Below are 21452 nucleotides of genomic sequence, written 5' to 3' on the forward strand. Positions count from 1 at the left end.
ATTATGCTGATCTCGCTCACACACTTAAAGCTCAAGGAAATGGCAAAGAAGCATAATATAGAGAAAGCGAAAAGGCTGGTTAAGACTGCAAAGGAAAGAGGAGCAAAGCTTGTGGTTTTACCTTCTCTCTTTCCTGTGGGCAATGGATTTGAGGTATATGATAACGAGAAGAAGATGAGAAGTGTTGTGAAGAACTTGGCCGAGAAGATTCCAGGTAATACTTCAGAAATCGTAATAAAATTGGCTATGGAAGGACAGGTACATGTGATAGCTGGTCCTTTACTGGAACAGGCAGGTCCTAAGGTATTTTTGACAACACTTGTTATATCTCCTGATGGTGAAATAATTGGTAAATATAGGAAGGTAGCGTCATCAGAGAAGGATATCAGGTTGGGAATATCTAATGGTAAGGAGCCAATGCACGTACTCCTCGACAAGAAGTATGGCCTTATAGCAGAGGATGATCTTATGTCGCCTGAGATAAACAGGCTTCTCTACTTTGGGGGTTCGCAGGCAGTTATAGGAACAATGAAGGCCTATCCAAGAAAGCAAGACTCTGTAAAACATTTGGCCATAGCAAGGACATTGGAGAACGATATGTCATATCTAATTAATGGGGAGATAATAGAGAACGAGGAGGGAGATATAGTGGGCTATTCACCTACTTTTATTACCACTCCTGACTCCCTGATTTATAAGGAGGCCAATGAGGAGGACTCCATTGTCCTGGTGGAAAGTACGATGATAACCACGAACCATGATAACTTAATGTCAAAGGCGGGCGACCTAGAATCGATTATAACTGGGTTATGCAAGAGTGTAAAAAGAGCTAAGACTGCAAATAACGTTCAACCAATTAAGGATCATGCAGCTACGTAAATAGCCGTTCTTCTATTTCTGAAAGCTTCCTTTATGGTTCCTTGCTCGTTCAGATCCTTCAGTATCCTCTTTGCCACGCTAAGTGTTATGTTGGCCTTAGTCGCTAACGTGTAAGGTGTAATTATCTTCTCCTTCTTTATCTCCTCTTGTACTCTCTTTATCATCTCGTCGCTTATGGTGATGTTCTTGGAGATAACTTCGTTCCCTGTCTTGCTTACCTTTTTCTTCTCCTTCTTCTGCTGAGCTTCAGCTTCCTTCTTTATTCTTTTCTCGATATTACTAATAGGCTTTTTTGAGGCTCCACCCAATCCATTCACCCGTTTTATTCATTAATGGAGACAGGGATAATAATCTTTAATGGATCAGGATCTACTGGACGATCTCCTATCTAGGGTTAGCCGATTTGCATCGATCTTGGGCATCTCTAGAAGTGAATTGAAAATTTACTCTACCCTTCTCCTTGAGGGACAGAGTAGTGCTAGGGACCTTTCAGATAAGTTAAATATTTCCTATACAAAGATTTACTCTATTTTAAACAGGCTCGAGGAGAGGGGTTGGATAAAAAAGGTAGGAAAGAGACCAGTTAGGTACGAGGCTGTCTCACTAAGGGATCTATGGTCTAATATCAAGAAATTACTTGAACTAAGGGTTTCTCAGTTTGAAAGAGAGTTTATTGAACCTCTCTCCACTATGATAGATTCCTCTTCGGCCTATACCGTAGTCGTGGTTCCATCAGCCAATCTGAAGAAGACATTAATCGACGTCCTCAACGAGCCCAGCAAGCAGTATCTGATAGCTATTTCATCTCAAGAACTGCTGGATGACGAGGTTTATCAGATAATTAATGGAAAATCCTTCACCTCCGAAGTAAGGGTTATAATTCAAAGGGGGATTAAAATACCTGAAAAGGTAAGCATCCAGCTAAAGGTCCTGGATAATATGTTCGGGAGTGGGATAGTTACCTCCTCATCGGTTTTGCTTGTGATCAAATCCCATGAAAGCTTGTCAGGTATAATTTCCAATCACAGATATCTTGTGGACATAGCCCAGGTGTATTTCAACCATCTTTGGGAGCAGGCTTCGCCTATAGGCACAAACCCTTAAAAGAAAACGCGAGGTTATGATCTATATCGAGGTCAAATGAAAATAATTACGGTAAAACTGCCAGAACAATTTCTAGAAGCTATGGATGAGTTAGTAAATACGGGTAGATATGAGACGAGGAGTGAGGTAATAAGGGCCGCTATAGGGGACTTTATTAGAAAGGAGTTATGGATTAAAGATTGATGATGAAGGCTGGTATTCATGATTGGTGACTTGAGACACCAATTCTGACAAGACAAGATTTTTTACGCAATAGTCCTCTCTAACCATCGTGGTTTTACGGGAAGGAGACTTAGTGGTAGTTTGGATAGACCCAAGGCGCGTTTACCTAGTAAAGCTAGAAAAGGGAAAGAAACTTGATACCGATAGGGGTTCACTATCATTTGACAGTGTTATAGGTAAAGAGTATGGAGACTACGTCGAGATTAGTAAGGGAAAGGCATTTCTCATGTATCCCAGTTTAGATTACATCTATGATGGGCTCCATAGACCGTCTCAGGTCCTATATCCTAAAGATATAGGGTACATGATTTTCAAGTCAGGGATAAAGCCTGGGGATACTGTGGTAGAGGCTGGTACTGGGTCCGGTTTCCTTACGATCTCGCTTTCACATTTCCTAGGAGCCAGCGGGAAAGTAATAACCTATGATATAAGGGAGGATATGCAAGAGCGTGCCAAGAAGAACCTGGAGTTAGTGGGGCTCGTGGATAGGGTTGTATTTAAACTGGGAGATGTAAGGGAGAAAATTGAGGAGACTGGCGTAGATGCCATTTTCCTTGATATGCCAGATCCATGGTTAGCTGTAGAGAATGTTTATAAAGCCCTTAAACCCTCTGGCACCGTGGTGGTTTTTGTTCCCACAGTAAGTCAAATAGAGAAGACTTTTCTCTACTTGAGAAAGAACGGCTTTGTGGATGTAGAAGCTGTTGAACTTATACTTAGAGAATATCAAGTGAAGGAGAACGCAACTCGGCCCAGGAGTATCGGGGTAACTCACACTGGTTTTATCATAACAGGTAGAAAATCCATAAAAGGGAGTTCTGAAATAGGTGAGTGAGTCGTAATGAGCGAGGCTAAGCTTAACATTTTGACCAAGGCTATAGTGGAGTTTGAGGAGGAAGTAAAGAAAGCAAAACATGACACCTCAGATAACGCAAAGGCACTCATTCTAAAGGCTCAGAGTCTCTCCTCTGAGCTGGAGAAAGTGGCAGAGGCTACCCTTGACGAGGCTGAGAAGTCTATAGAAGGCGAGAAACAGGCAACTATCGACGCTTTGAGGAAAAAGTTTAACGAAGAAAAGGAGTCACTTTTAGCCCAGATAAGGCAAAGAGCCGAAAAGAATCTGGAGCAGGCCATCGAGGAGACCATAAAGGCCTTAGAGGGGGCTTATAAGTGAGCTCGACTTCCGCCTATATTTCCTCCGTATCTAGGCTATTCAAGGCGACAACTCTGACTAAAGGGACTATTAACGAGCTCTTCTCGTCAAGGGATTGGAAGGAACTTCTTGGGATTTTGAAGGAAAAGGGAATTCTTGAGGAAACTCCTGATTCTGTGGATAAGGCCGAACTTTTACTTAAGAAGAGGGCTTTAGATCAGTTACAGGAACTTTACAACTTGTCTAATTCATTGAAACTTGCGAGGGACATAGTACAGGGATATATCTACAGAATGACGCTGGACGAGCTAACGTATATTGTCTCAACTATCTGGAACAAGGTAAAGGGAGATACATCTAGGCTGATCTATTTCAAAACCAAACTGGATCAAATGCCTTCAACCCTGGAAGAACTGAATTCCACGCTTCAAGGAACCATATACGGGCAGGCTTTGGGGTTCGCACAATCTAAATCACCTAAGGACTTATCCCAATTCAATTCCCTACTAGAATACTTCTTCATTCATTACATGTCCACATTGACTGAGGGATTGAAAGGAGATTGGAAAGTATCTGCAAACAGTATCTTGTGCGGGTATAAAGATTATTACTCCGCTAGCTTGGCAGTCAGGCAGAAACTTGCATTCGGGCCTACATGTCATATGAGTGAAGATGATATCAGGGATCTAGCTTCAGCAAAAACTCCAGAGGATATATTGAATGTACTCAGAAGGACTACTTACTCTAAGAATCTAGACCTATCCGGAGTATACAACGCGTTAGCGTCTTTCAATAATATTGCTAGAAGCAATGCTAGGTTTGGGGCTTTAGGAGTTTTCATGGGTTCACCGTTCAATCCAATAGTGGCCATGGGGGTTTGTGAACTTATTAAGCTTGACACAGAAGACCTGATTACCTTGGTTAATGGGATGAAACTTGGGGTCATGCCAGAAAAACTAAAGTCCTCTGTATCTTTTCAACTGGTTTAAAAGAGAGTCATCAAACACGTACTCGGAGTCCTCCCTCACTATGGTAATTTCAGGTATGGAGGGAGGATCAGGAAGTTGCTCCACGGGTTTTGTTTTACCAAGGTATATCCATTTTAGTTTTCCATTCAGTTTCTCCAATCTGTACCAGTATTTCCCTATATAGATATATCTCTTTCCCTTCTTATACACCACATGGAAGGGCTTTAGGTAAACTCCATGCTCCCTTATCTTCGTGTTGTAGTCATAAACAAGGGACTTTAGGGCAGATAGCACTTTATCAAATTCCCTTTCACCCATTCTTACCTGCATAAAATGGAAATCACCTTATTAGGATAAAATCCTACCTGTTAAAAAGAGGTAGTATGACATGTTGCTCAGGGACTTGGGTCATACTGGCATAAAGACTTCAGAGCTGGGAATTGGAATGTGGACATTGGTTACAGATTGGTGGGGTGAACCAGATAAAGCACAGGAGATAGTTCGGCGCGCTATTGAGCTAGGAATTAACTTCTTTGACACGGCAGATATGTATGGCAACGGAAGGGCAGAGGAGGTACTGGGAAGATCCCTAGGATCTAAGAGGGACAAGGTAGTAATCCTAACTAAGGTGGGTTACGATTTCTATTCGTCACCGCAAAGGCCTAGACAAAGGTTCGATCTAGATTATCTCAGGACCGCTGTGGATAGATCGCTGAAAAGACTCTCAACTGACTATGTGGACATTCTCATGATACATAATCCGAAGATGAAGGACATAACCAGGAGGGATCTGTTAGATTTTATGAGGTCACTTAAATCAGATGGGATTGCGAGGGCAGTTGGGGTGGCGTTGGGCCCCACATTGGGTTGGGAAGATGAAGGGTTGAAGGCCATAGAGATGGGGTATGAGGCCCTGGAACACATATTCAATCTAATCGAGCTATATCCAGGGTTAAGGTTTCTAGAGTTTGATGTGGGCCATATAGTTAGGGTACCACATGCATCTGACGTGCTAAACGAATCAAAGTGGCCCCTGAACTACGATCCGAAGTTGCACAGACACTTCAAGAGTCAGCAATGGATAAATACTGCAGTGGATAGGACTAAGGGTCTACTGGACTACGCTAGTAAGCTTGGAGTTACGCTAAGCCAGCTAGCCTTAAGTTTCGTGCTGTCCCACAAAAGGGTTTCAACAGTAATTCCCAACATCACTACGGTCAGGGAATTGGAAGAGTTTGTGAAATCCACAGAATTTGTTTTGAACAACGATGACGTGAATTTCCTTATGGACTATTACGAGAGGAATTATAGGGACCTTAACGAAGAGAGTATTAAAGAAACGCAAGCTTACAAATGAAGAAAATTTTCTTGAAGTATAGTCTACTTGCATGAAGTATAGAGTATTCCACGAAGTCTAGTTCTGGATACTCTCATAGTATTTCAAGAAGTTTGAAAAGGCTCTGCCCCTATGGGATATGACGTTCTTCTCGCTTAGCTCCATTTCTCCAAATGTAATCCCATATCCATCTGGAACGAATATCGGATCGAAGCCAAATCCTTTATTCCCCCTCACATTCTCAGCTATTTTACCAAATATCTCTCCCTTAAAGAGGGCCAATCTCTCCTGGTCTATATATGCTATCACAGACTTGAAGAATGCTCTTCTATTACTTTCCCCTTCCATAAGTTTGAGGATCCCTTCACAATCGAGTGTCCTTTTTACATAATTTGTGTATGGACCAGGAAAGCCCTTCAAAGCCTCAACGAACAATCCACTATCCTCAACTATCAACGGCGACTTGAAAAGGGAGAAAAATGTTACTGCCGAGTATCGGACTATCTCTTCCAAGCTATCAGCCTGTATCTCTATTTTAGGGGCATCAACCTTGATCAGTGATATCTTATCCTTGGCAAGATCCCGAAATTCCATGAACTTGTAATTATTGCCTGTTACTAACTTTATTTCTCCTTTCATCCACGTATCTACCTCTCATTCTAATTTCCTCCACTTTTTCCATTATCTCTTTCCCCATTCCAGTTACCTCGTCATATCCTTCAAGAAAGAGGGAGAAGGCTTGGTCTTTTATGTCAGGATGTACGCTCTCTAGGGATCTGAGAAATACGTGAACTTCAGTAGCCTTATCTTCCAGTTCCCTTGATCTTTTAGATAAACCGAAATCAATGAAAAATACTTGACCATCATGAAATATCATGTTGTTTGTGGTAAGATCCCCGTGTATGATTTCATTCAAGTGCATCTTTCCCGTCATTGTCCCTATTTCCTTGAATATTTCCAATCCATTGACGTTGACGGCATCCTTTATGGTCTTACCTTCAAGAAACTCCATGATTATTGTGAATTTATCGACATCAACGTAAAGAAGGGCAGGCACATTAACTCCACTTGTGAGGGCAGATAGCATGATCTTTGCCTCTGAGATCGTCCTCTCCATGTTTATCCTACGGTCTAAAAGAGGATGTCTATAGCTCTTCGAGACCCTCACCTTGTATATTGCCTCTATGCCCAGAAATCTGCCGTGATAAATTAAGGACTCGGCGCCCCGCTTGATAAGCGTTAATCCCTCCATGGAATATCAACCTCATCTATGCGCCAACGTGGTCGAATAATAGAATCTTTCACGTCTATGTGAACCCCTTGCTTCAAGGCTAGCAGACCGGCATAGGCTATCATGGCACCATTATCTCCCGCAAAAGACGTAGGCACAACATTAAGTTCAACACCCCAATCATTGCTCAACTTTTCGAGCTTTGACCTCAGGCTTCCACTAGCTGCAACTCCTCCAACAATCATGATTTCTCCCTTCTCTGTTAGGGCTAGTGCTCTCTCTGTAGCCTCTAAAAGCATGTCATATGCGATCTCCCTAAGGCTCAAGCACACATCGTGAAGGTTATGCTTCTTAACTGCCCTAAGGGCGGCAGTAAGTAACCCAGAGAATGACATATCTTCTCCTTTCACAGTATAGGGTAGATCGATTATACTGGAGCCTTGCTCAGCGCATATATCTATCTTATGTTTACCATCCACTATATAAGGCGGAGCGAGACCTACCTCTCTAACGAAAGTGTCCATCATATTGCCAAGGGCTATGTCGAGGGTCTCACCAAATATTCTGAACCTTCTCCTATAATATGTGGTGATTATAGTGTTCCCTCCAGATAGGTAGAGGATAAGTGGATCCTTAGCCTCGGTCGTGAGATATCCTATCTCGATGTGACCTATTCCATGGTTCACGGGAACGAGTTTCTTGTTAAATCTAAGGGAGAGGGCGCGTGCTACCACGGCTCCAACACGAAGAGTTGGACCCATACCAGGTCCAAGAGCTACTGCTATTCCATCCACGTCCCTAATTGATATTCTTGCTCTATCTAACGCTCCTCTTAGAATTTCATGAGCCACTAAGGTATGATGCCTCGCTGCTTCGCTTGGCTTCATCCCTCCAGTTTGAGGTACAAACGTGTGTCTCTCGTTAGCTAGAATAAAGGGAACTTGATCCTGCGCAACGCCTACTCCAAAAGTGTGAGCTGTTGACTCAATACCTAAAACTATCATGCCTTAGATTTACCCGCAAATTCAGTATATCCGCACCTACCACATGACCATCTTTCCCTTGGCTTCATGTGGTGAGCCATGACACTTCCACACTTTGGGCACTTCTTGTTCTTCAGCTTTATTTTCCCATCCACAATCTCGTAATATAACCTAGCTGATGCCTTCTGTTCTCCCTTAGCCACTGGCCTCACCTTGAGTCTTGGCTTTATTGCCTCTATTAACTAGATGAGCTGGCTCAAATTTACTTAGTACGTCCTTCTCGGAGTATACGTGTATAGTAGCCTCACTTATTCCGGCTCCATAACCAGTATTTATTTTCCTAATAACCACCAAATCCTCCTTGGCCCCTATGAAACTTGAAATGGCTTTCCTTATATCAGCCCTAGAGGGAGTTGGACTACCTATGTGGTAAACCTTTATCTTGATCTCTTTTCTCCCGATTACCTTATTCTCCTTCAAATTCTCAACTAAGGCTTCAGCCTTGTCAGAGACCTTGATCTGTTGTGCCTGCGACATCTCTCCTTACTCTTTTTGGACGGATTTAAGTGTTGCGGAGTTGGCCTGAAGATTCTTTATTATATCCTCGGCAACCTTTTTCCCTGAAAGTAGCATGGCACCAAATATGGGCCCCATTCTAGGTATTGCCTTAATTTCCGTTACAGCCATACCGGCTGCATAGAGTCCAGGCGCGACTTCGCCAGACTGCTCCACAGTTAGTTGCTCAGCGATTTCGCTGTAAGCTGATTTCTCGCCAGGTATAACTATTCCAAGTTCGGGGATTTTCCTTGATGCGACAGATATTACTTCAGCGTCATGTCCAGTGGCGTCTACCACTGCCTTGGCAGATATGAAAAGAGGATCTACGTGAAGACTCGCCATCTGAGTAGCTGTCCATTCCACGGCTACACCTGTCACCCTAAGGGGATTTTCCCTGAATATCACATCATCTACTGTTACCCCGTGAATAATTTTAGCTCCTGCATCAATAGCAGCTGCTGCTAGTTTAGCCATAAATTCAGAGCTATCCACAACGTAAACACCTTCCTCAAACTTTTGTAATTTCACTCCTATTTCCCTCAATATCTCGTCTGCAGGACTTTCAATCACTATCTTATGGAATAACATTGCCCCTCCCCCGATACCCCCACCAAAACTAAGCCTTCTCTCAAACACCGTAGTTTTTAGCCCAGCCTTGGCTGAATAATATGCAGCAGCTAGCCCAGAGGGACCTGCTCCTACAATTACTACATCATTAACTGAAAAATCCATCCAATCCTCAAATGTGGCCTTTAGAATATATCTCGTTATTTTGATCTCATCTACTTGCTTTATGTTCATGACAAAATCTTCATTTAACTCACTTATAAACTAAGTTATAAATAGGTGACGATGAGAATCGATATTAAAGTTATTTGTAAAACTTACCTATGCCACTCGAGTTAAATACCGCAACTAGGTCGCTGCGATGCGACGTTTGTAATGCGATTATAAAGACTAAACCAATAGTGGTTAAAACATGTTGTAATAATAGACCATGGACATTCTGTAGCAACAGGTGTTACACTATATGGATGAGAGATTGGCTAAGGAAACAGGAGCAGACAAGGCAAAAAGGAAAGTTGTAGTTGGTGTCACGGGTGCAAGTGGGGTCATCTACGGAATATCAATGATTAAAATCCTCGTTTCCTTGGGACTTGAACCTGTTGTTATAGTTAGTAAGGGCGCTCTGAAGGTAGCTAAAGCGGAGCAAGGAATAGATCTGATCGGTGCGGTAAGGGACATAGCCAAGGAAGTTTACCTAGAAAACGAGATGGATGCTCCTCCATCAAGTTCTAGTGCGTTAGTGAAGACTCTGGGAATGGCTATTATACCTTGTAGTATCAGAACATTGGCACAGATTGCTGCGGGGATATCCTCAAACTTGGTCTCCAGAACTGCCATAAACATGCTTAGACTCAAGAAAAGGCTAGTTTTGGTCGTGAGAGAGACGCCGCTTGGAACCATAGAATTAGAAAATGCTCTCAAAGTCTCTGTTGCTGGTGGCATAATTCTACCTGCATCTCCAGGATTTTACACAAAACCTAAGACCATAGAGGACATGATAAACTTCGTAGTGGGAAAAACCTTAGATGCCTTGGAGATAGAGCATGATATTTACAGGCGATGGACTAGATAAGATCCAGATCCCTCTTGCCAAATTTCTTGGAAATTATCTCCTTAACCTTATCGTCCTCATATAGTTCGTCCTGTTTAAGATCCCTCTCCACATCATCTCCCCCATTGTTCCTGTTGATAGCAAAAGCGCACTTATTTCCAGGCAATAGAGCCCTTTTCTCACAATATGCGTACTGGCATTCGCCGGTAATGCAGGTATCTCCAACCCATCTACAGAAACCTACCTTCTGTGGATTACCCTTCACGTATCTTGTCTGGATCATTAGGGCTCTCTTGTTGCACCTGAAATAGGGGCACAAGTAGTTACATTTATCCCCAAGGGGAAGTGGTCTAGGCTCACCATCAGTCGGTCTACTCCTCCTATCCCTGGGCTGTTCCCTCCTTTGTTCAAAATCATCCCTCAAAGTAGCTGAACCCCCAATAGTCGTGATTACACATTTAATTTCATAGCTTCACCCATTTAAACATTATGTACTTGATCTCATTTAGTTGAGTGTTGACAATAGCTAACACCAATTTTTTCCTCGTGCTGTGTGAAACTCTTCCATAACTCATCAGTTCATTTACAGAAAGTCTCTCAGACGAGTCTATTACAGATACTACAAATGGTGCATGTTCCACTCCAGGTCCTAAAGTGTAAATTGCGAAATCTGAACCAAACTTTATGCCAGATCTGACTATGAAACCTCTTCTCTTCAGATCCTTGTAAACCAGATAAATGGGTTTGAACTTAGCTACAACAGAGGTAGCGTAATTCTCCAGTCGCGCTATATCTAGAACTTCACCTAAGTGTCTAACCTCTAGAATCCCCTGCTCGGATAAGTATAAGCCCTCAATCAATGAAAGTTCCAGTGGTTTGTTTATATCCTTGGCAGACTTAGGTTTGGAAATGGTTAATGGTTTCCCATAGAAACCCATCTGGTAAAGGGTTCTTGCCTCATCTAAGTTGAAAATTACTATTTTATCTCCCAACAACTCTCCAGAAATTTTCATTATATTCTCCCGAAGGCTATATAGGTTATAGAAGTCGCCGAATCCCTCACCATGTCCTCACTATCCTCTAGTCTATCAGCCACATCCTTCATTAACATAACGTAGATCAGGTCATCATACTTTTTCTCAAATAGCTTAAGTTCCAGGCTTCTGTACAAATCGTCTACTTCCTCCTCCAGTTTTATTATATTTCTTGCAGCCTCAACTGATTTTTGTGCATTAACTGAAAGTAACCTAAGCGATTCCACTAAATGCATTAACGATGCGAGAAGCTTCTCCGCTATAACAGTAATCAATTTATACATCAATTCATCAATCTGAGTTCCTCTAGAGATCAGAACGCTAAGCCTGTAGGAGGCAGCGTCCAGATTCTGGGAAATCTTTTCCAGGTTGTTCAAAATATCAATGTAAAGTTCCTTATCCTGTATCCCTTCCTTTACCCTGATAATATACTCCCCTAGCATGAATTTATCAGTCTCAACACTATTCTTTATCCCGTTAATCTTGGAGTAAACCTGCATCGGCGTAACATTATCCTCGGATTTCATTAATTCATAAAGTATTCTGACCTGATCAATGACCTTAAGCGATATCTGTTGTAATCTCTCCTCAAGGTTCATGTGGGCGATACTCATTGACATGTTAGTGTAATAATGGTTTAAAAACTAAGCTTGGAAGTCATCTTCACTAACTCTTCTAACTGTGTTAAGTCTGTCTCTATATCCAATGAAACCCCTGCCCTTCTTAAAAGATCCTCCGCGCTTTTGAGAAGTTGCATTTCGTCCGTAAACCCGATTAGATTAAGGTAACTCACTATCCCTAACGTTTCCTGTTTTACTTTTTCGTCCTTCAAAGAAGGGTAATGTTCAATTATTATCTTGAGACCATCATATAACTCCTTGCGCGTTCTTCTTATCCGCTTGACTATTCTATGGCATCTCTCTATATCCGGTCGGTTTATTGCAACCAAATTCTCTAATTGATTGAGATTATTCGAGTGATTTTCAATGATCTCTTCGAACTTAACCAGTACATCCCTAATTTTCTGCTCTCCATCCATTATACAGACCTCATGGTCACTGTGCTATTATCCTCGATTCCCAATTTCAACATGTCCTCTGGACTGGCCCATATCTCGATCTCGGGCAGACTGTCCTGCGTGAGTGCCTTGAACCTAGCTCTCTTTCCCTTCACTGATATCTCTACTTCCCCCTTTATCCCCATGTCCTTGACAAGCTTTGAGGACACAAGAACAGTACCACTTTTCACCTCAGGTCTTTTCCTGACCTTGACCCTCTTCTCTTTGATAGTTTCCTTTTCTCTACCCCTTAGGGCTGAAGCCGGAGGAATTATATTGACTAGGGACTTAATGTCCGGTTTCTTCTCTTCCTCCGAATTCTCCGGATTCATCTTTTCGCCTCTCCTGTTAACATACTAAAATCTTGCCCACTAAATAACTTGTCCATAACAGATCCCAGATCGGATGTTTTGATTCTAATTTGGCTCCAAGAGTCCCTGTCCCTAATGGTCACAGAATCATCAGATAATGTCTGTGGGTCAACCGTGACTGCGTATGGTACACCGATCTCATCCACTCTTGCATATCTCTTTCCTATGCTTCCTGCGTCATCAAATAGGACCTCATACTTCCCGGAAAGGAGATTATATATTTCCCTAGCCTTCTTTATGAGTTCATCCCTCTCTAAAAGCGGAAACACTGCGACTTGATAGGGAGCTAAATCCTTAGGTAAGGCCAATACCACTCGATCCTTCTTCTCTCTGTAAGCTGAAAGCACGCTTAGGTAGAGACATCTTTCTACCCCAAATGACGGTTCAACCACATGTGGGTAGAACTTAATCCCGTGTTCCTTCTCTTCCCTGTTCATAATCCGGACAAACTCAGACAGCGGTCTTCCAGCAACCTGGACCTGTTTATTTAGCAACTCCTCAACTTGCTCTGGCGATTTTCCAGACACCAGCATCATGACTTCCTTCTGAAGTTCTGGATTATCCTTGAACCTATCCCTGTTCACTATGACGGTCTTCTTTACCACCGTCCTAGGTTGATCAAACTTCTTGAAAACAGTTAGATCTTCATTGCTGAACTTTGAATGTCTGCTCAGGTCATAATTTCCCCTGTATGCATGCCCCGATATTTCCACCTTCTCCCCCATGATCTCGACTATCTGATCAAAGGTTTGCGATGAGTAGTGAGCCCTTTCCTCAGGTAATTTCTCTTCAAAATAGAAACTATCCTTAGATATACCCAGTGCCTGGACAAACCTGGACGCTGATGCCATCCAAAAGCCCATCCACGGATTTACGAGCAGACCCTCCTCAATCATTTCCTTTACCTTCATCGTAGCCGGTTTCAGACCCTTTACCTTAGCATCCCCAAATAGAACTCTAAACTCCTCATTGTAGTATCTATCTAACCAGGGAACATTCCTGTCATCGGGGTCAATGAAAAATTCCACCTCCATGATGGTAAACTCCCTCATTCTAACTAAACCTTGCCTCGGGGAGATCTCGTTCCTAGCTACCCTTCCCACCTGGGCTATCCCAAGGGGTAACCTCTGCCTCGTGGCCTCATAAACCCTCTTAAAGGAGGTAAACATGCCCTGAGCTGTCTCTGGCCTTAGATATCCGGTCGTACCAGAGTAGGGACCTATATTAGTCGCAAAGAGAAGATTGAAACTTCTAACTTCTCCTAAATCGCCTCCGCATGATGGACACTTAAGTCCCTTCTCAGATATGAGGGAAGTCAGCTCAGATGGTTTAAGTCTCTCCACATTGATCTTTAACATTTCCTCCACCAAATGGTCGGCCCTGTATATTTTGTGACACTTAGTGCACTCCACTATGGGGTCAGTGAAGTTCTCCACATGTCCGCTGGCCTCAAGCACTTTAGATGGAGTTATCATGGGAGTTTCAATTTCTACAACAAATTCGCTGTTCTCTTCAACAAATATTTTCCTCCAAGTATTAATTATTTTGTTCTTAATTCTTGCACCAACAGGTCCTATATCATACAACCCAGCCACTCCACCATATATCTCATAGGAGGGCCAGAATATCCCTCTCCTCTTCGCTAACTCGATCACTTTGTCAGACTCTGGCATGGGACCTTTTCATAAAGCCGAGCTTATAAACTTCCTTAGTTATCCTTTAGTTATGTCCGATCCAAGGTTGCTATATTTAAACGAGACTGTGCAAAAATTTGGTGTCTTCAAGGCTAACTCCCCATTCGCTATCCTGGGAATTCCCATGGATATAACCAGCAGTTTTAGGCCAGGGAGCAGATTCGCACCACAGAAAATAAGGCATGTGTCTCAATTCATTGAGTTTCTTTCCATAAGGTCTGGCGTGGATATGTCAGAGATAGGATTCCAAGACTATGGCGACGTGATATTGCATCCATCGGACGTCGAGGAAAATGTGGAGAGAATATCTCAGGTGGTGAGCTACATTTCTGATCAAGGTAAGATCGTTGTATCCATAGGTGGTGAGCATACGGTCACTGTAGGGACTGTTATTGGAACTAGAGCCGATTGCGTGCTCAGTTTCGACGCTCACCTAGATCTTAGGGACGAGTACATGGGATACAAGTACGATCATGCATGCGTCCAAAGAAGGTTGAGCGAAAGAGGCGTAAAAATAATGGAAATAGGAAATAGAGCAATGGGAAGAGATGAAATAGAGTATGCTAAGGCCAGTAACGTTCCCTTCATAACGTCACACGAGGTAAAGCTACTAGGTCCCAGGGAAGTTGCAATGAGAGCTATAAACTTCCTTAAGCCCTGTAACAGGATATATATTACGTATGATATGGATGCAATAGATCCCGCCTATGCACCAGGAGTTGCGACGCCTGAACCCGAGGGTCTTGATCCATCGACGGTCTTGGACATAATGAACCTTGTAGCGGATAGAAGAGTAGTGGGATTTGACGTAGTTGAGGTATCCCCTTCTTACGACCCGTCTGAAATAACCTCAGTACTTGGAGCAAAATTAATACTAGAGACTGCTGCAAAATTGAAAACTAAATTGCCTTAACTGCCTTGATAGTTGGCTTCCTAATCATGTAAATAATGTTATATCCGCAATAGGGGCATCTTACTCCAGGTAGTACTCTGAGCTTATCGCTATCGAAAGTTTTCCAACATTTACCACATCTAAACAGATCTCCCATTTCAGTCCAGTTCAGATTTTACTACGGCGTTTTAAATCTTATCCTCGATAGAAAAGCCTAAAAAGGCCCTTTCATAATATGAAGTTACAAAATGGCAGACAATTTGTGTGGAGGACTTCCACCGGAAGTATGTGAGCAGTTAAATAAAGAAGAACAATTTATTAAGATAAAACTGGAAAAGAGAAGGTATGGAAAAGAGGTAACTGTTATAGAGGGTTTAGGGGACGATGCTGATCTGAAGAAAATCGCTTCTGAACTTAAGTCTAAACTGGCTGCAGGAGGTACTGTCAAAAATGGACGCATAGAGATACAAGGAGATCATAGGGAAAGGGCGAGAGATCTTCTGGTAAAGTTAGGTTTCCCAGAGTCTAACATAATGGTAATAGAATAAGCTACTAAACAATAAGAAAGAAAAAAAAGAATTATTGATTTTGTATTTCAATCTTTAGCTCTTGGATAAGTTCTTTGTATCTGTTTCTGACAGTCACTTCGGTTACTCCAGCGACCTGAGCTATCTCTTTCTGGGTTCTTCTCTCCTCGTTGAGGAGTGCAGCAATGTAAATTGCAGCTGCAGCCAGTCCTGCTGGATCTTTTCCAGCTGTTAACCCAACATTCTTGGCCTTCTCCAATATCTCTGCGGCAAGCTTCATGGATGCTCCGCTGAGCCCAAGTAAGGATCCTATTCTGGTAACGTAGTCCTTTGGATCGCTGACTGGAACATCAACGTTAAGTTCCCTCAATAGAAGCCTATAACACCTGGCCACTTCCTTTCTGTTTGCCTTGGTATACTGTGCTATTTCATCCAAAGTTCTAGCAATTTTCATACGTCTACAGGAAGCGTAGATTGCCGCAGCTACGACGCTCTCTATTGATCTTCCTCTGACTAGACCCTTCTCAACTGCCTTCCTGTAAATGAGAGCGCCCTCATCCTTTACGGATTTTGGAAGACCTAGCAGGTTCCCAATCCTTTCCAGCTCATTCATGGCTTGGGCGAGGTTCCGATCTATGGAACTCTGAATCCTGGCCCTAATCTGCCACTTTCTCCATCTCAGTACTTCCAATCTCCTCTTTGGGTCAAGGTTTCTTCCTATGGCATCCTTATCCTTCCAGTCAATCAGTGTGGACAACCCGCGATCATGTATGGTCTGATTGAGGGGTCCACCAACCCTGCTCCTTTTCTCCTTTTCCTCCGGAGTGAAGGCTCTCCACTCTGGACCTTGGTCTACTATCCTTTCCTCTATAACTTCACCAGTTTCAGAGCATATGTACTCCCCCCTGTCAGCGTCGAAAATTATTTTATCAGGGGGGCATTGAGTATCAGATGAATTTTCCTTACTCATGAGGTTCACCATGTGGAAAACCTGAACCGAGACAAAAGCATTTATAAATTTTACTTTCACTACTATATAAGCTTTTCTATAAGCACGTACTTGATAGAAGGGCGACCTTGTAAGCCTTCTAGGCAAAGACGGATGGTATCAGATTTCTTGTAATTAAGTTTCGCTCCTTGGCCTTCTGAACAGGAGAATGGATCCAAAGAAGAATATAATAGCGATAATAGTGAAGATCACACCTATTATCATTAGTGGGACAAGCTCGCTTGAATAACCTTTTCCAAATATTATGGGAACAGGGCCTATCAGAACAACGCCACCCACAGTGGTATTTGACGGTTGAGTAGACGAAAATGCGCTTGCAAAGAGCAAAATGAATCCGGCAAAGATCAGAATAATCCCCGCAATGGTTAACCTCATAATATCAGACTCACTGATCTCCCTAATATTGGTGACTAAACTTGTACAAGGGCAACATTATGTCCGTTCTAGCTGGGAATAAGGAGACGGCAAGGAGCATCGCTGAGAAATTGGGAAAACTTCATGAAGATGGGAAAATAAGGATATTCTATAGGAGAAATGGAGATTATATTAGATCGGTTCTATCGTCTACAGAATACCCTGAAAAGGTGTTGAACATTGCTGAGATAGTAACCCTTTCCTCCAAGCTCTTCGTGTATATAGGGGAAAATCTATCCTGGGTTGAAGGCGAGTTAGCTCTCCTATCCACGGCCTCAGGCTTACCTACCTCCATTGTAACGAATAGACAGGAGACGGAAATTAGGAAGATTTTCAAGAGTACTTCTCTTGAAACTTCACCCATAGTTCAGGAACCCGCAGATGAGGAAAATGTTATGGAAGATAGTGGAGTCGTGTACATAGACAAGGCCTTCGTAGTGAAGGGAGTGGGCGTTGTTGTAACTGGATTTTCCATGACAGGTATAAAGGTCCACGACAAGCTATTACTCCTTCCATCAATGAAGGAAACCGAGGTCAAGAGTATTCAGGTTTTGGATGAAGATCAGGAGGCCGTGGGTCCTGGTGTCAGGGTTGGGTTAGCATTGAGGAACGTAAAGGAAGAGGAGGTAAAGGATTCATACCTTATGGTGAAACCTGGCTTGAAGGTTCAGAAAGAATTTACAGGGAAAGGGGCAATGTTTCCTTGGAGTCAGGCATCTGAGGGCCAGTTTCATTTCGTAGCGTATGGCGTCTCAGTTACTGGTTCATTGCAAAGAAATGGAGAGGAATTCAGGGCGATACTTAATCAGCCTATTCCCATACCTAAAAGGGTAGTGATTTTAAATGTGAACATAAAACAGGGAAAACCTAGGGTAGCAGGGTATCTTGTACCCTAGCTACTTGAAAAGGAGGCAAGCTACTTCCCTGTTATCGTTTTCCTTGAAGAGCTTAGGTTCCTCGAACTCAGATATCTTCACTTCTCCGTCTTCCGTCACATCTACGATAGAGGTAAGAGATCTTATTTTGTCCTTTTCCTCATTAATGACTTTCCTTAGCAGTTCAATGTTTACGTTCCTTACGTACATCTTAGTTCCCTCGATAATGACGCTAGCCTTCTCAAACAGGTTATAATACTTTCCTTGTAGAAGGTAGTTCATATCTTCCATTATCTCGTCGACGCTCCATCCACACTTCTCAAATGCCATGGGACATCTAGGGTGAAAGACGCATCCTCTTGGTGGATTTATTAGGTTGGGTGGATCTCCCTTCAGAATTATTCTTTTTCTAGTGGATCCTGGCTCAGGCCTTGGGACAGAGGAGATAAGTGCCATCGTGTAAGGGTGCTTCGGGTTGTTTAATACGCTCTCCTTATCCCCAATCTCCATAAGTCGTCCAGAGTACATGACTGCAACCCTATTTGCCATGTAACTTACTACAGCGATGTTATGCGTTATTAGGACCATGGTTATGTTTTTCTTCCTCCTTAACTCGTTGAGTAGGTTCAGTATCTGAGCTTGAACCGATACATCTAAGGCACTTGTGGGTTCATCAAGAATGAGTAGGTCAGGATCGGTGGCAAGAGCACGGGCTATAGCAACTCTTTGTCTTTGTCCTCCCGATAGTTCGTGCGGGTATCTCATGGCAAAGTTTCTAGGTAGACCAACCTCCTCTAGAAGGTCATAGACCTTTCTCCTTGCTTCTTCCCCTTTAAGGTATCCGGTTGATATCATGGGCTCCATTATCACGTCAAGAATCCTATATCTGGGGTCTATTGACGAATAGGGATCCTGAAAAACCATGTTCATTCTTGTTCTCAGTTTTCTGAGCTCTGACCCCTTTTTTGACAGAAGGGAATACCGGGAAGATATCTCCTTCATGGTTTTTTCGTCGTTAGTTAGGAGAGCATCCTCGTATCTTTTCAATTCTTCTTCTGGTGCATCGAAGAGTATCTCTCCGGCAGTCGGTTCTAGTAAGCGTATGAGTAATCTTCCCAGGGTCGATTTGCCTGAACCACTTTCCCCAACTATTCCTAGGACCTCACCCCTGTTTACTTTTATGGAGACATTATCTACAGCCTTAACGTAGAGGCTCTTTAGGGCAGAACCTCTCACAGGAAAGTATTTCTTTAGATTGAATGCCCCAATCACTTCTTATCACCCTTCCTCACAAGGAAACACGCCACGGAGTGCTCATCATTTACCTCCACCATTCTTGGCTCGTTTGTCCTGCATTCCTCCATGGCAAAGGGACACCTTGGTGAGAAGGCACAACCTGGAGGTGGATTTCTCATGTCTGGGACTGAGCCTGGAACTGTTTTCAGGACAGTCTTATCCATGGTTGGTATAGCCTCCATCAGCATCTTAGTGTAAGGATGAAGAGGCTCCTGGAAGATTTCCTTTGCTGAACCGATCTCGACTATTTGTCCAGCATACATGATCCCAATTCTGTCTGAAACTTCAGCGAGGACGGATAGGTCATGGGATATAAATATGAATGAGGTATTGAAATCGGATTTCAGATCCTTCACCAGATCCAAGATCTGAGCCTGTATTGTGACGTCTAGGGCGCTTGTGGGTTCGTCCATTATCACGACTTTCGGGTTGTTGGCAAGAGCTATAGCAATAACTATCCTCTGTCTCATTCCGCCTGATAACTCGTGAGGATATAGTCTCACTACTTTCTCGGGGTGAGGTATACCTAGAAATGTTAGCAATTCGACAGCTAGTCTGTAACCTTCCCTAATTAGTGCATTTTTTGCGAACCTAGACGCTAGTGGAAACTTCCCCATGTTTCTTTGATAAAGGGAGATACCCATCAAGTCCATCCTGGATAACTTTACGTTAGCTAGGTTTAGGATCATTTTCTCTTTTCTGGCTTCATGTATATCCCTGCGTCTCCAGATGGAGAGAATTTGCTCATCTAATCCCTGTAAGCCTTTCCTCTCAATTTCCTCTAGGAATCTCTCCTCTCCTTGAGCCTTAAGAACGTTCAAGAGCTCACGAAGTTCCTCATGAGTAACCTTCTGCCTGCTCAATGCCCTTCTGATTAGTCTTTCTGGATCGTGGAAGTAAACGGCTTCAGCTATCTGATATCCAACGGGCAGTACTGGGTTAAGTGCTGTTAACGGCTCCTGAAATACCATGGATATCTTCTTTCCCCTTACGGTTTGGAGTGTCTTGTTGAGCCTCTTGATAATTTTCTCATTTTTCTTTACGCTAAACCTAGAGCCCTGAGAACCGTAGTCCCTTAGGGGCCTAATCATGTCCATTCCATCTAGAAGAACTGTTCCATCCTCTACCCTAGCGTTTCTCGGTAGAAGCCCCATTATTGCCAGTCCCAGTGTGGATTTACCAGATCCGCTTTCACCTGCAATCCCAAGTACTTCTCCTGAGTAGAGATTAAGGGTAGCCCCCCTCAGGGCCTTGTAGACTCCTCTTCTCGTGTAAAAGCTCAACCTGAGGTTCTGGACCTCTAGTACCTTTTCCCTAGTTTTTACTTGAGACATCAGCTTCTCCTCCTGGGATCTATGACGTCTCTAAGACCATCTCCCATTAGATTCACAGAGAGAGCGAATAAGGTTATGGCTAATCCTGGAAATATCACAGTCCAGGGAGCAGACTGTATGTAGTTTAGGCCTAAACTTGTCAGGTATCCAAGTTCAGGTATGTTTGCGTTTGGGATGAATCCTATAAACGCGAGAGTGGCGAATATGCCCACAACTGATCCTAGATCTAACGAGATCTGTACTAGGATTGGTGGTAAGGTGTTGGGAAGGATATGCCTGAACATAATTCTAGTGTTACTGGCACCTGACGCCTTAGCAGCCTCAATGAACATGCTCTCCCTGAGGCTCAGAGTAAGACTCCTGGAATATCTAGCGTAAATGGGCCACCATACTATGATCAGTGCTATTACCATGCTGTTTAGACTGCGTCCTAGAACAAAGCCTACCGCGAGAGCCAAGACTAGGAAGGGTACGCTAAAGAAGATATCAGTGATTCTCATTAGAACCTCATCCAAGTACCCTCCCACGTACGCCGCTAGTACTCCTATGACTGCTCCGATTAATGCACCGCTAACTACAATCAGCAACGAGAATCCTAGATCTATCCTTATGGCCTCCATTATTGCCTGCAGTAGATTTACACCAGGATAAGTTGTTCCAAGGGGATACTTAGCCGAAGGCGGTTGGGGAACAGGGTTAATGAAGTTGTAAATCAAGGTATTTGGATTTCTAACCCCCACAATCTCAGGGTAAAACTGCATCAGTAGAGCGTCAGCAACATAACCTAGGAAGATAATTAAGCCAGCTACAGCGGTCCTATTGGAAAAGAAGACCTTTAATGATAATTTCAAGTTGTAAAATCTCTTCTCCTCTTCCTCTTGGATCTGTTTTTCCATG

31 protein-coding genes are annotated in these 21452 nt (G+C 43.1%); 11 read left to right on the forward strand and 20 right to left on the reverse strand.

Annotated elements, in window-relative coordinates; translation table 11 throughout:
* Nucleotides 1–3 precede the first annotated feature (3 nt).
* Nucleotides 4–879: a carbon-nitrogen hydrolase family protein gene (locus ACI49J_RS00265; RefSeq protein WP_012022160.1), complete on the forward strand. Its 876-nt coding sequence runs from the start codon at nt 4–6 to the stop codon at nt 877–879.
* On the opposite strand, the gene ACI49J_RS00270 is transcribed toward ACI49J_RS00265, so the two are convergent.
* A complete protein-coding gene (locus ACI49J_RS00270; protein ID WP_012022159.1) occupies nt 864–1187 on the reverse strand; it encodes a 30S ribosomal protein S25e in 324 nt (107 codons plus the stop codon). The two genes, ACI49J_RS00265 and ACI49J_RS00270, sit on opposite strands and share 16 nt — an antisense overlap.
* A 49-nt stretch (nt 1188–1236) precedes the next feature.
* Here ACI49J_RS00270 and ACI49J_RS00275 point away from each other — a divergent pair, with 49 nt between their 5' ends.
* From ACI49J_RS00275 to ACI49J_RS00295, 5 genes are all read left to right on the forward strand, one after another.
* Nucleotides 1237–1983 (forward strand): TrmB family transcriptional regulator, encoded by a 747-nt coding sequence (locus ACI49J_RS00275; RefSeq protein ID WP_012022158.1) that lies wholly within the window; start codon nt 1237–1239, stop codon nt 1981–1983.
* Nucleotides 1984–2019: 36 nt separating this feature from the next.
* Nucleotides 2020–2166: a ribbon-helix-helix domain-containing protein gene (locus ACI49J_RS00280; protein WP_012022157.1), complete on the forward strand. Its 147-nt coding sequence runs from the start codon at nt 2020–2022 to the stop codon at nt 2164–2166.
* A 112-nt stretch (nt 2167–2278) separates the two neighbouring features.
* Nucleotides 2279–3040 carry a tRNA (adenine-N1)-methyltransferase gene (locus ACI49J_RS00285; RefSeq protein WP_240253534.1) on the forward strand — a complete coding sequence of 254 codons (762 nt, stop codon included), beginning with the start codon at nt 2279–2281 and terminating at the stop codon, nt 3038–3040.
* A 6-nt stretch (nt 3041–3046) separates the two neighbouring features.
* Nucleotides 3047–3379: a hypothetical protein gene (locus ACI49J_RS00290; RefSeq protein ID WP_012022155.1), complete on the forward strand. Its 333-nt coding sequence runs from the start codon at nt 3047–3049 to the stop codon at nt 3377–3379.
* Entirely contained in the window at nt 3376–4347 is a 972-nt protein-coding gene (locus ACI49J_RS00295; protein WP_012022154.1) for a V-type ATPase subunit, read from the forward strand. The genes ACI49J_RS00290 and ACI49J_RS00295 overlap by 4 nt, the downstream gene beginning before the upstream one ends.
* Here the strand turns inward: ACI49J_RS00295 and ACI49J_RS00300 are convergent.
* Nucleotides 4315–4656, reverse strand: a complete 342-nt coding sequence (locus tag ACI49J_RS00300) for a hypothetical protein (RefSeq protein WP_012022153.1) — start codon at nt 4654–4656, stop codon at nt 4315–4317. The two genes, ACI49J_RS00295 and ACI49J_RS00300, sit on opposite strands and share 33 nt — an antisense overlap.
* A gap of 58 nt (nt 4657–4714) precedes the next feature.
* Between ACI49J_RS00300 and ACI49J_RS00305 the strand changes: the two genes are divergently transcribed.
* Entirely contained in the window at nt 4715–5683 is a 969-nt protein-coding gene (locus tag ACI49J_RS00305; RefSeq protein WP_240253535.1) for an aldo/keto reductase, read from the forward strand.
* Between the two features lie 57 nt (nt 5684–5740).
* On the opposite strand, the gene ACI49J_RS00310 is transcribed toward ACI49J_RS00305, so the two are convergent.
* From ACI49J_RS00310 to ACI49J_RS00335, 6 genes are read right to left on the reverse strand one after another with little or no spacing between them, the layout of a single operon-like run.
* Nucleotides 5741–6301 carry an XTP/dITP diphosphatase gene (locus ACI49J_RS00310; protein ID WP_012022151.1) on the reverse strand — a complete coding sequence of 187 codons (561 nt, stop codon included), beginning with the start codon at nt 6299–6301 and terminating at the stop codon, nt 5741–5743.
* Nucleotides 6267–6914, reverse strand: coding sequence for a Kae1-associated kinase Bud32 (locus tag ACI49J_RS00315; RefSeq protein WP_240253537.1), 648 nt, complete (start codon nt 6912–6914; stop codon nt 6267–6269). Before ACI49J_RS00315 ends, ACI49J_RS00310 begins: the two co-directional genes overlap by 35 nt.
* Nucleotides 6902–7897 (reverse strand): KEOPS complex N(6)-L-threonylcarbamoyladenine synthase Kae1, encoded by a 996-nt coding sequence (gene kae1 / locus ACI49J_RS00320; RefSeq protein ID WP_240253539.1) that lies wholly within the window; start codon nt 7895–7897, stop codon nt 6902–6904. The genes ACI49J_RS00315 and kae1 overlap by 13 nt, the downstream gene beginning before the upstream one ends.
* Complete coding sequence (locus ACI49J_RS00325) at nt 7894–8079, reverse strand: 30S ribosomal protein S27ae (RefSeq protein ID WP_012022148.1); 186 nt, start codon at nt 8077–8079, stop codon at nt 7894–7896. Before ACI49J_RS00325 ends, kae1 begins: the two co-directional genes overlap by 4 nt.
* Entirely contained in the window at nt 8072–8413 is a 342-nt protein-coding gene (locus ACI49J_RS00330) for a 30S ribosomal protein S24e (protein WP_012022147.1), read from the reverse strand. The genes ACI49J_RS00325 and ACI49J_RS00330 overlap by 8 nt, the downstream gene beginning before the upstream one ends.
* A gap of 6 nt (nt 8414–8419) precedes the next feature.
* Nucleotides 8420–9235, reverse strand: a complete 816-nt coding sequence (locus ACI49J_RS00335) for a sulfide-dependent adenosine diphosphate thiazole synthase (RefSeq protein WP_240253541.1) — start codon at nt 9233–9235, stop codon at nt 8420–8422.
* 229 nt (nt 9236–9464) lie between these two features.
* On the opposite strand from ACI49J_RS00335, the gene ACI49J_RS00340 reads away from it, so the two are divergent.
* Nucleotides 9465–10073 (forward strand): UbiX family flavin prenyltransferase, encoded by a 609-nt coding sequence (locus ACI49J_RS00340; protein WP_012022144.1) that lies wholly within the window; start codon nt 9465–9467, stop codon nt 10071–10073.
* Here ACI49J_RS00340 and ACI49J_RS00345 read toward each other — a convergent pair.
* From ACI49J_RS00345 to glyS, 6 genes are read right to left on the reverse strand one after another with little or no spacing between them, the layout of a single operon-like run.
* A complete protein-coding gene (locus tag ACI49J_RS00345; protein ID WP_012022143.1) occupies nt 10066–10476 on the reverse strand; it encodes a hypothetical protein in 411 nt (136 codons plus the stop codon). The two genes, ACI49J_RS00340 and ACI49J_RS00345, sit on opposite strands and share 8 nt — an antisense overlap.
* A 40-nt stretch (nt 10477–10516) precedes the next feature.
* Nucleotides 10517–11065, reverse strand: a complete 549-nt coding sequence (endA, locus tag ACI49J_RS00350; protein ID WP_012022142.1) for a tRNA-intron lyase — start codon at nt 11063–11065, stop codon at nt 10517–10519.
* On the reverse strand, nt 11065–11706 hold the full coding sequence (locus ACI49J_RS00355) for a hypothetical protein (protein WP_012022141.1): 642 nt from the start codon (nt 11704–11706) through the stop codon (nt 11065–11067). Before ACI49J_RS00355 ends, endA begins: the two co-directional genes overlap by 1 nt.
* Nucleotides 11707–11723: 17 nt before the next feature.
* Nucleotides 11724–12125, reverse strand: coding sequence for a hypothetical protein (locus ACI49J_RS00360; protein WP_240253546.1), 402 nt, complete (start codon nt 12123–12125; stop codon nt 11724–11726).
* Nucleotides 12125–12475 (reverse strand): hypothetical protein, encoded by a 351-nt coding sequence (locus ACI49J_RS00365; protein WP_012022139.1) that lies wholly within the window; start codon nt 12473–12475, stop codon nt 12125–12127. Before ACI49J_RS00365 ends, ACI49J_RS00360 begins: the two co-directional genes overlap by 1 nt.
* Nucleotides 12472–14187, reverse strand: a complete 1716-nt coding sequence (gene glyS, locus ACI49J_RS00370) for a glycine--tRNA ligase (RefSeq protein ID WP_240253547.1) — start codon at nt 14185–14187, stop codon at nt 12472–12474. The genes ACI49J_RS00365 and glyS overlap by 4 nt, the downstream gene beginning before the upstream one ends.
* A gap of 52 nt (nt 14188–14239) precedes the next feature.
* On the opposite strand from glyS, the gene speB reads away from it, so the two are divergent.
* Nucleotides 14240–15121, forward strand: coding sequence for an agmatinase (gene speB / locus ACI49J_RS00375; RefSeq protein ID WP_240253553.1), 882 nt, complete (start codon nt 14240–14242; stop codon nt 15119–15121).
* Here speB and ACI49J_RS00380 read toward each other — a convergent pair.
* Complete coding sequence (locus ACI49J_RS00380) at nt 15108–15257, reverse strand: DNA-directed RNA polymerase subunit P (RefSeq protein ID WP_012022136.1); 150 nt, start codon at nt 15255–15257, stop codon at nt 15108–15110. The two genes, speB and ACI49J_RS00380, sit on opposite strands and share 14 nt — an antisense overlap.
* A 91-nt stretch (nt 15258–15348) precedes the next feature.
* On the opposite strand from ACI49J_RS00380, the gene ACI49J_RS00385 reads away from it, so the two are divergent.
* The gene (locus ACI49J_RS00385; protein WP_012022135.1) at nt 15349–15648 is read left to right on the forward strand and encodes a translation initiation factor; all 300 of its coding nucleotides are present in this window, start codon (nt 15349–15351) and stop codon (nt 15646–15648) included.
* A gap of 31 nt (nt 15649–15679) precedes the next feature.
* Here the strand turns inward: ACI49J_RS00385 and ACI49J_RS00390 are convergent, their stop codons facing one another.
* Both ACI49J_RS00390 and ACI49J_RS00395 read right to left on the reverse strand, forming a co-directional pair.
* The gene (locus tag ACI49J_RS00390; protein WP_012022134.1) at nt 15680–16597 is read right to left on the reverse strand and encodes a transcription initiation factor IIB; all 918 of its coding nucleotides are present in this window, start codon (nt 16595–16597) and stop codon (nt 15680–15682) included.
* Nucleotides 16598–16750: 153 nt separating this feature from the next.
* Nucleotides 16751–17011, reverse strand: coding sequence for a TIGR00304 family membrane protein (locus ACI49J_RS00395; protein WP_240253554.1), 261 nt, complete (start codon nt 17009–17011; stop codon nt 16751–16753).
* 41 nt (nt 17012–17052) lie between these two features.
* Between ACI49J_RS00395 and ACI49J_RS00400 the strand changes: the two genes are divergently transcribed.
* Nucleotides 17053–17946, forward strand: coding sequence for a translation elongation factor (locus ACI49J_RS00400; RefSeq protein WP_240253556.1), 894 nt, complete (start codon nt 17053–17055; stop codon nt 17944–17946).
* Here the strand turns inward: ACI49J_RS00400 and ACI49J_RS00405 are convergent, their stop codons facing one another.
* The 3 genes from ACI49J_RS00405 to ACI49J_RS00415 are packed head-to-tail and all read right to left on the reverse strand — an operon-like array spanning nt 17947 to nt 21451.
* Complete coding sequence (locus tag ACI49J_RS00405) at nt 17947–19197, reverse strand: ABC transporter ATP-binding protein (RefSeq protein WP_240253557.1); 1251 nt, start codon at nt 19195–19197, stop codon at nt 17947–17949.
* Nucleotides 19194–20555, reverse strand: a complete 1362-nt coding sequence (locus ACI49J_RS00410; RefSeq protein WP_240253558.1) for an oligopeptide/dipeptide ABC transporter ATP-binding protein — start codon at nt 20553–20555, stop codon at nt 19194–19196. The genes ACI49J_RS00405 and ACI49J_RS00410 overlap by 4 nt, the downstream gene beginning before the upstream one ends.
* Nucleotides 20555–21451, reverse strand: a complete 897-nt coding sequence (locus ACI49J_RS00415; protein WP_240253560.1) for an ABC transporter permease — start codon at nt 21449–21451, stop codon at nt 20555–20557. The genes ACI49J_RS00410 and ACI49J_RS00415 overlap by 1 nt, the downstream gene beginning before the upstream one ends.
* Nucleotide 21452: the final 1 nt, after the last annotated feature.

Origin of the sequence: Metallosphaera sp. D4-4 (assembly GCF_046245145.1) — an archaeon.
Lineage (GTDB): Archaea > Thermoproteota > Thermoprotei_A > Sulfolobales > Sulfolobaceae > Metallosphaera > Metallosphaera sedula.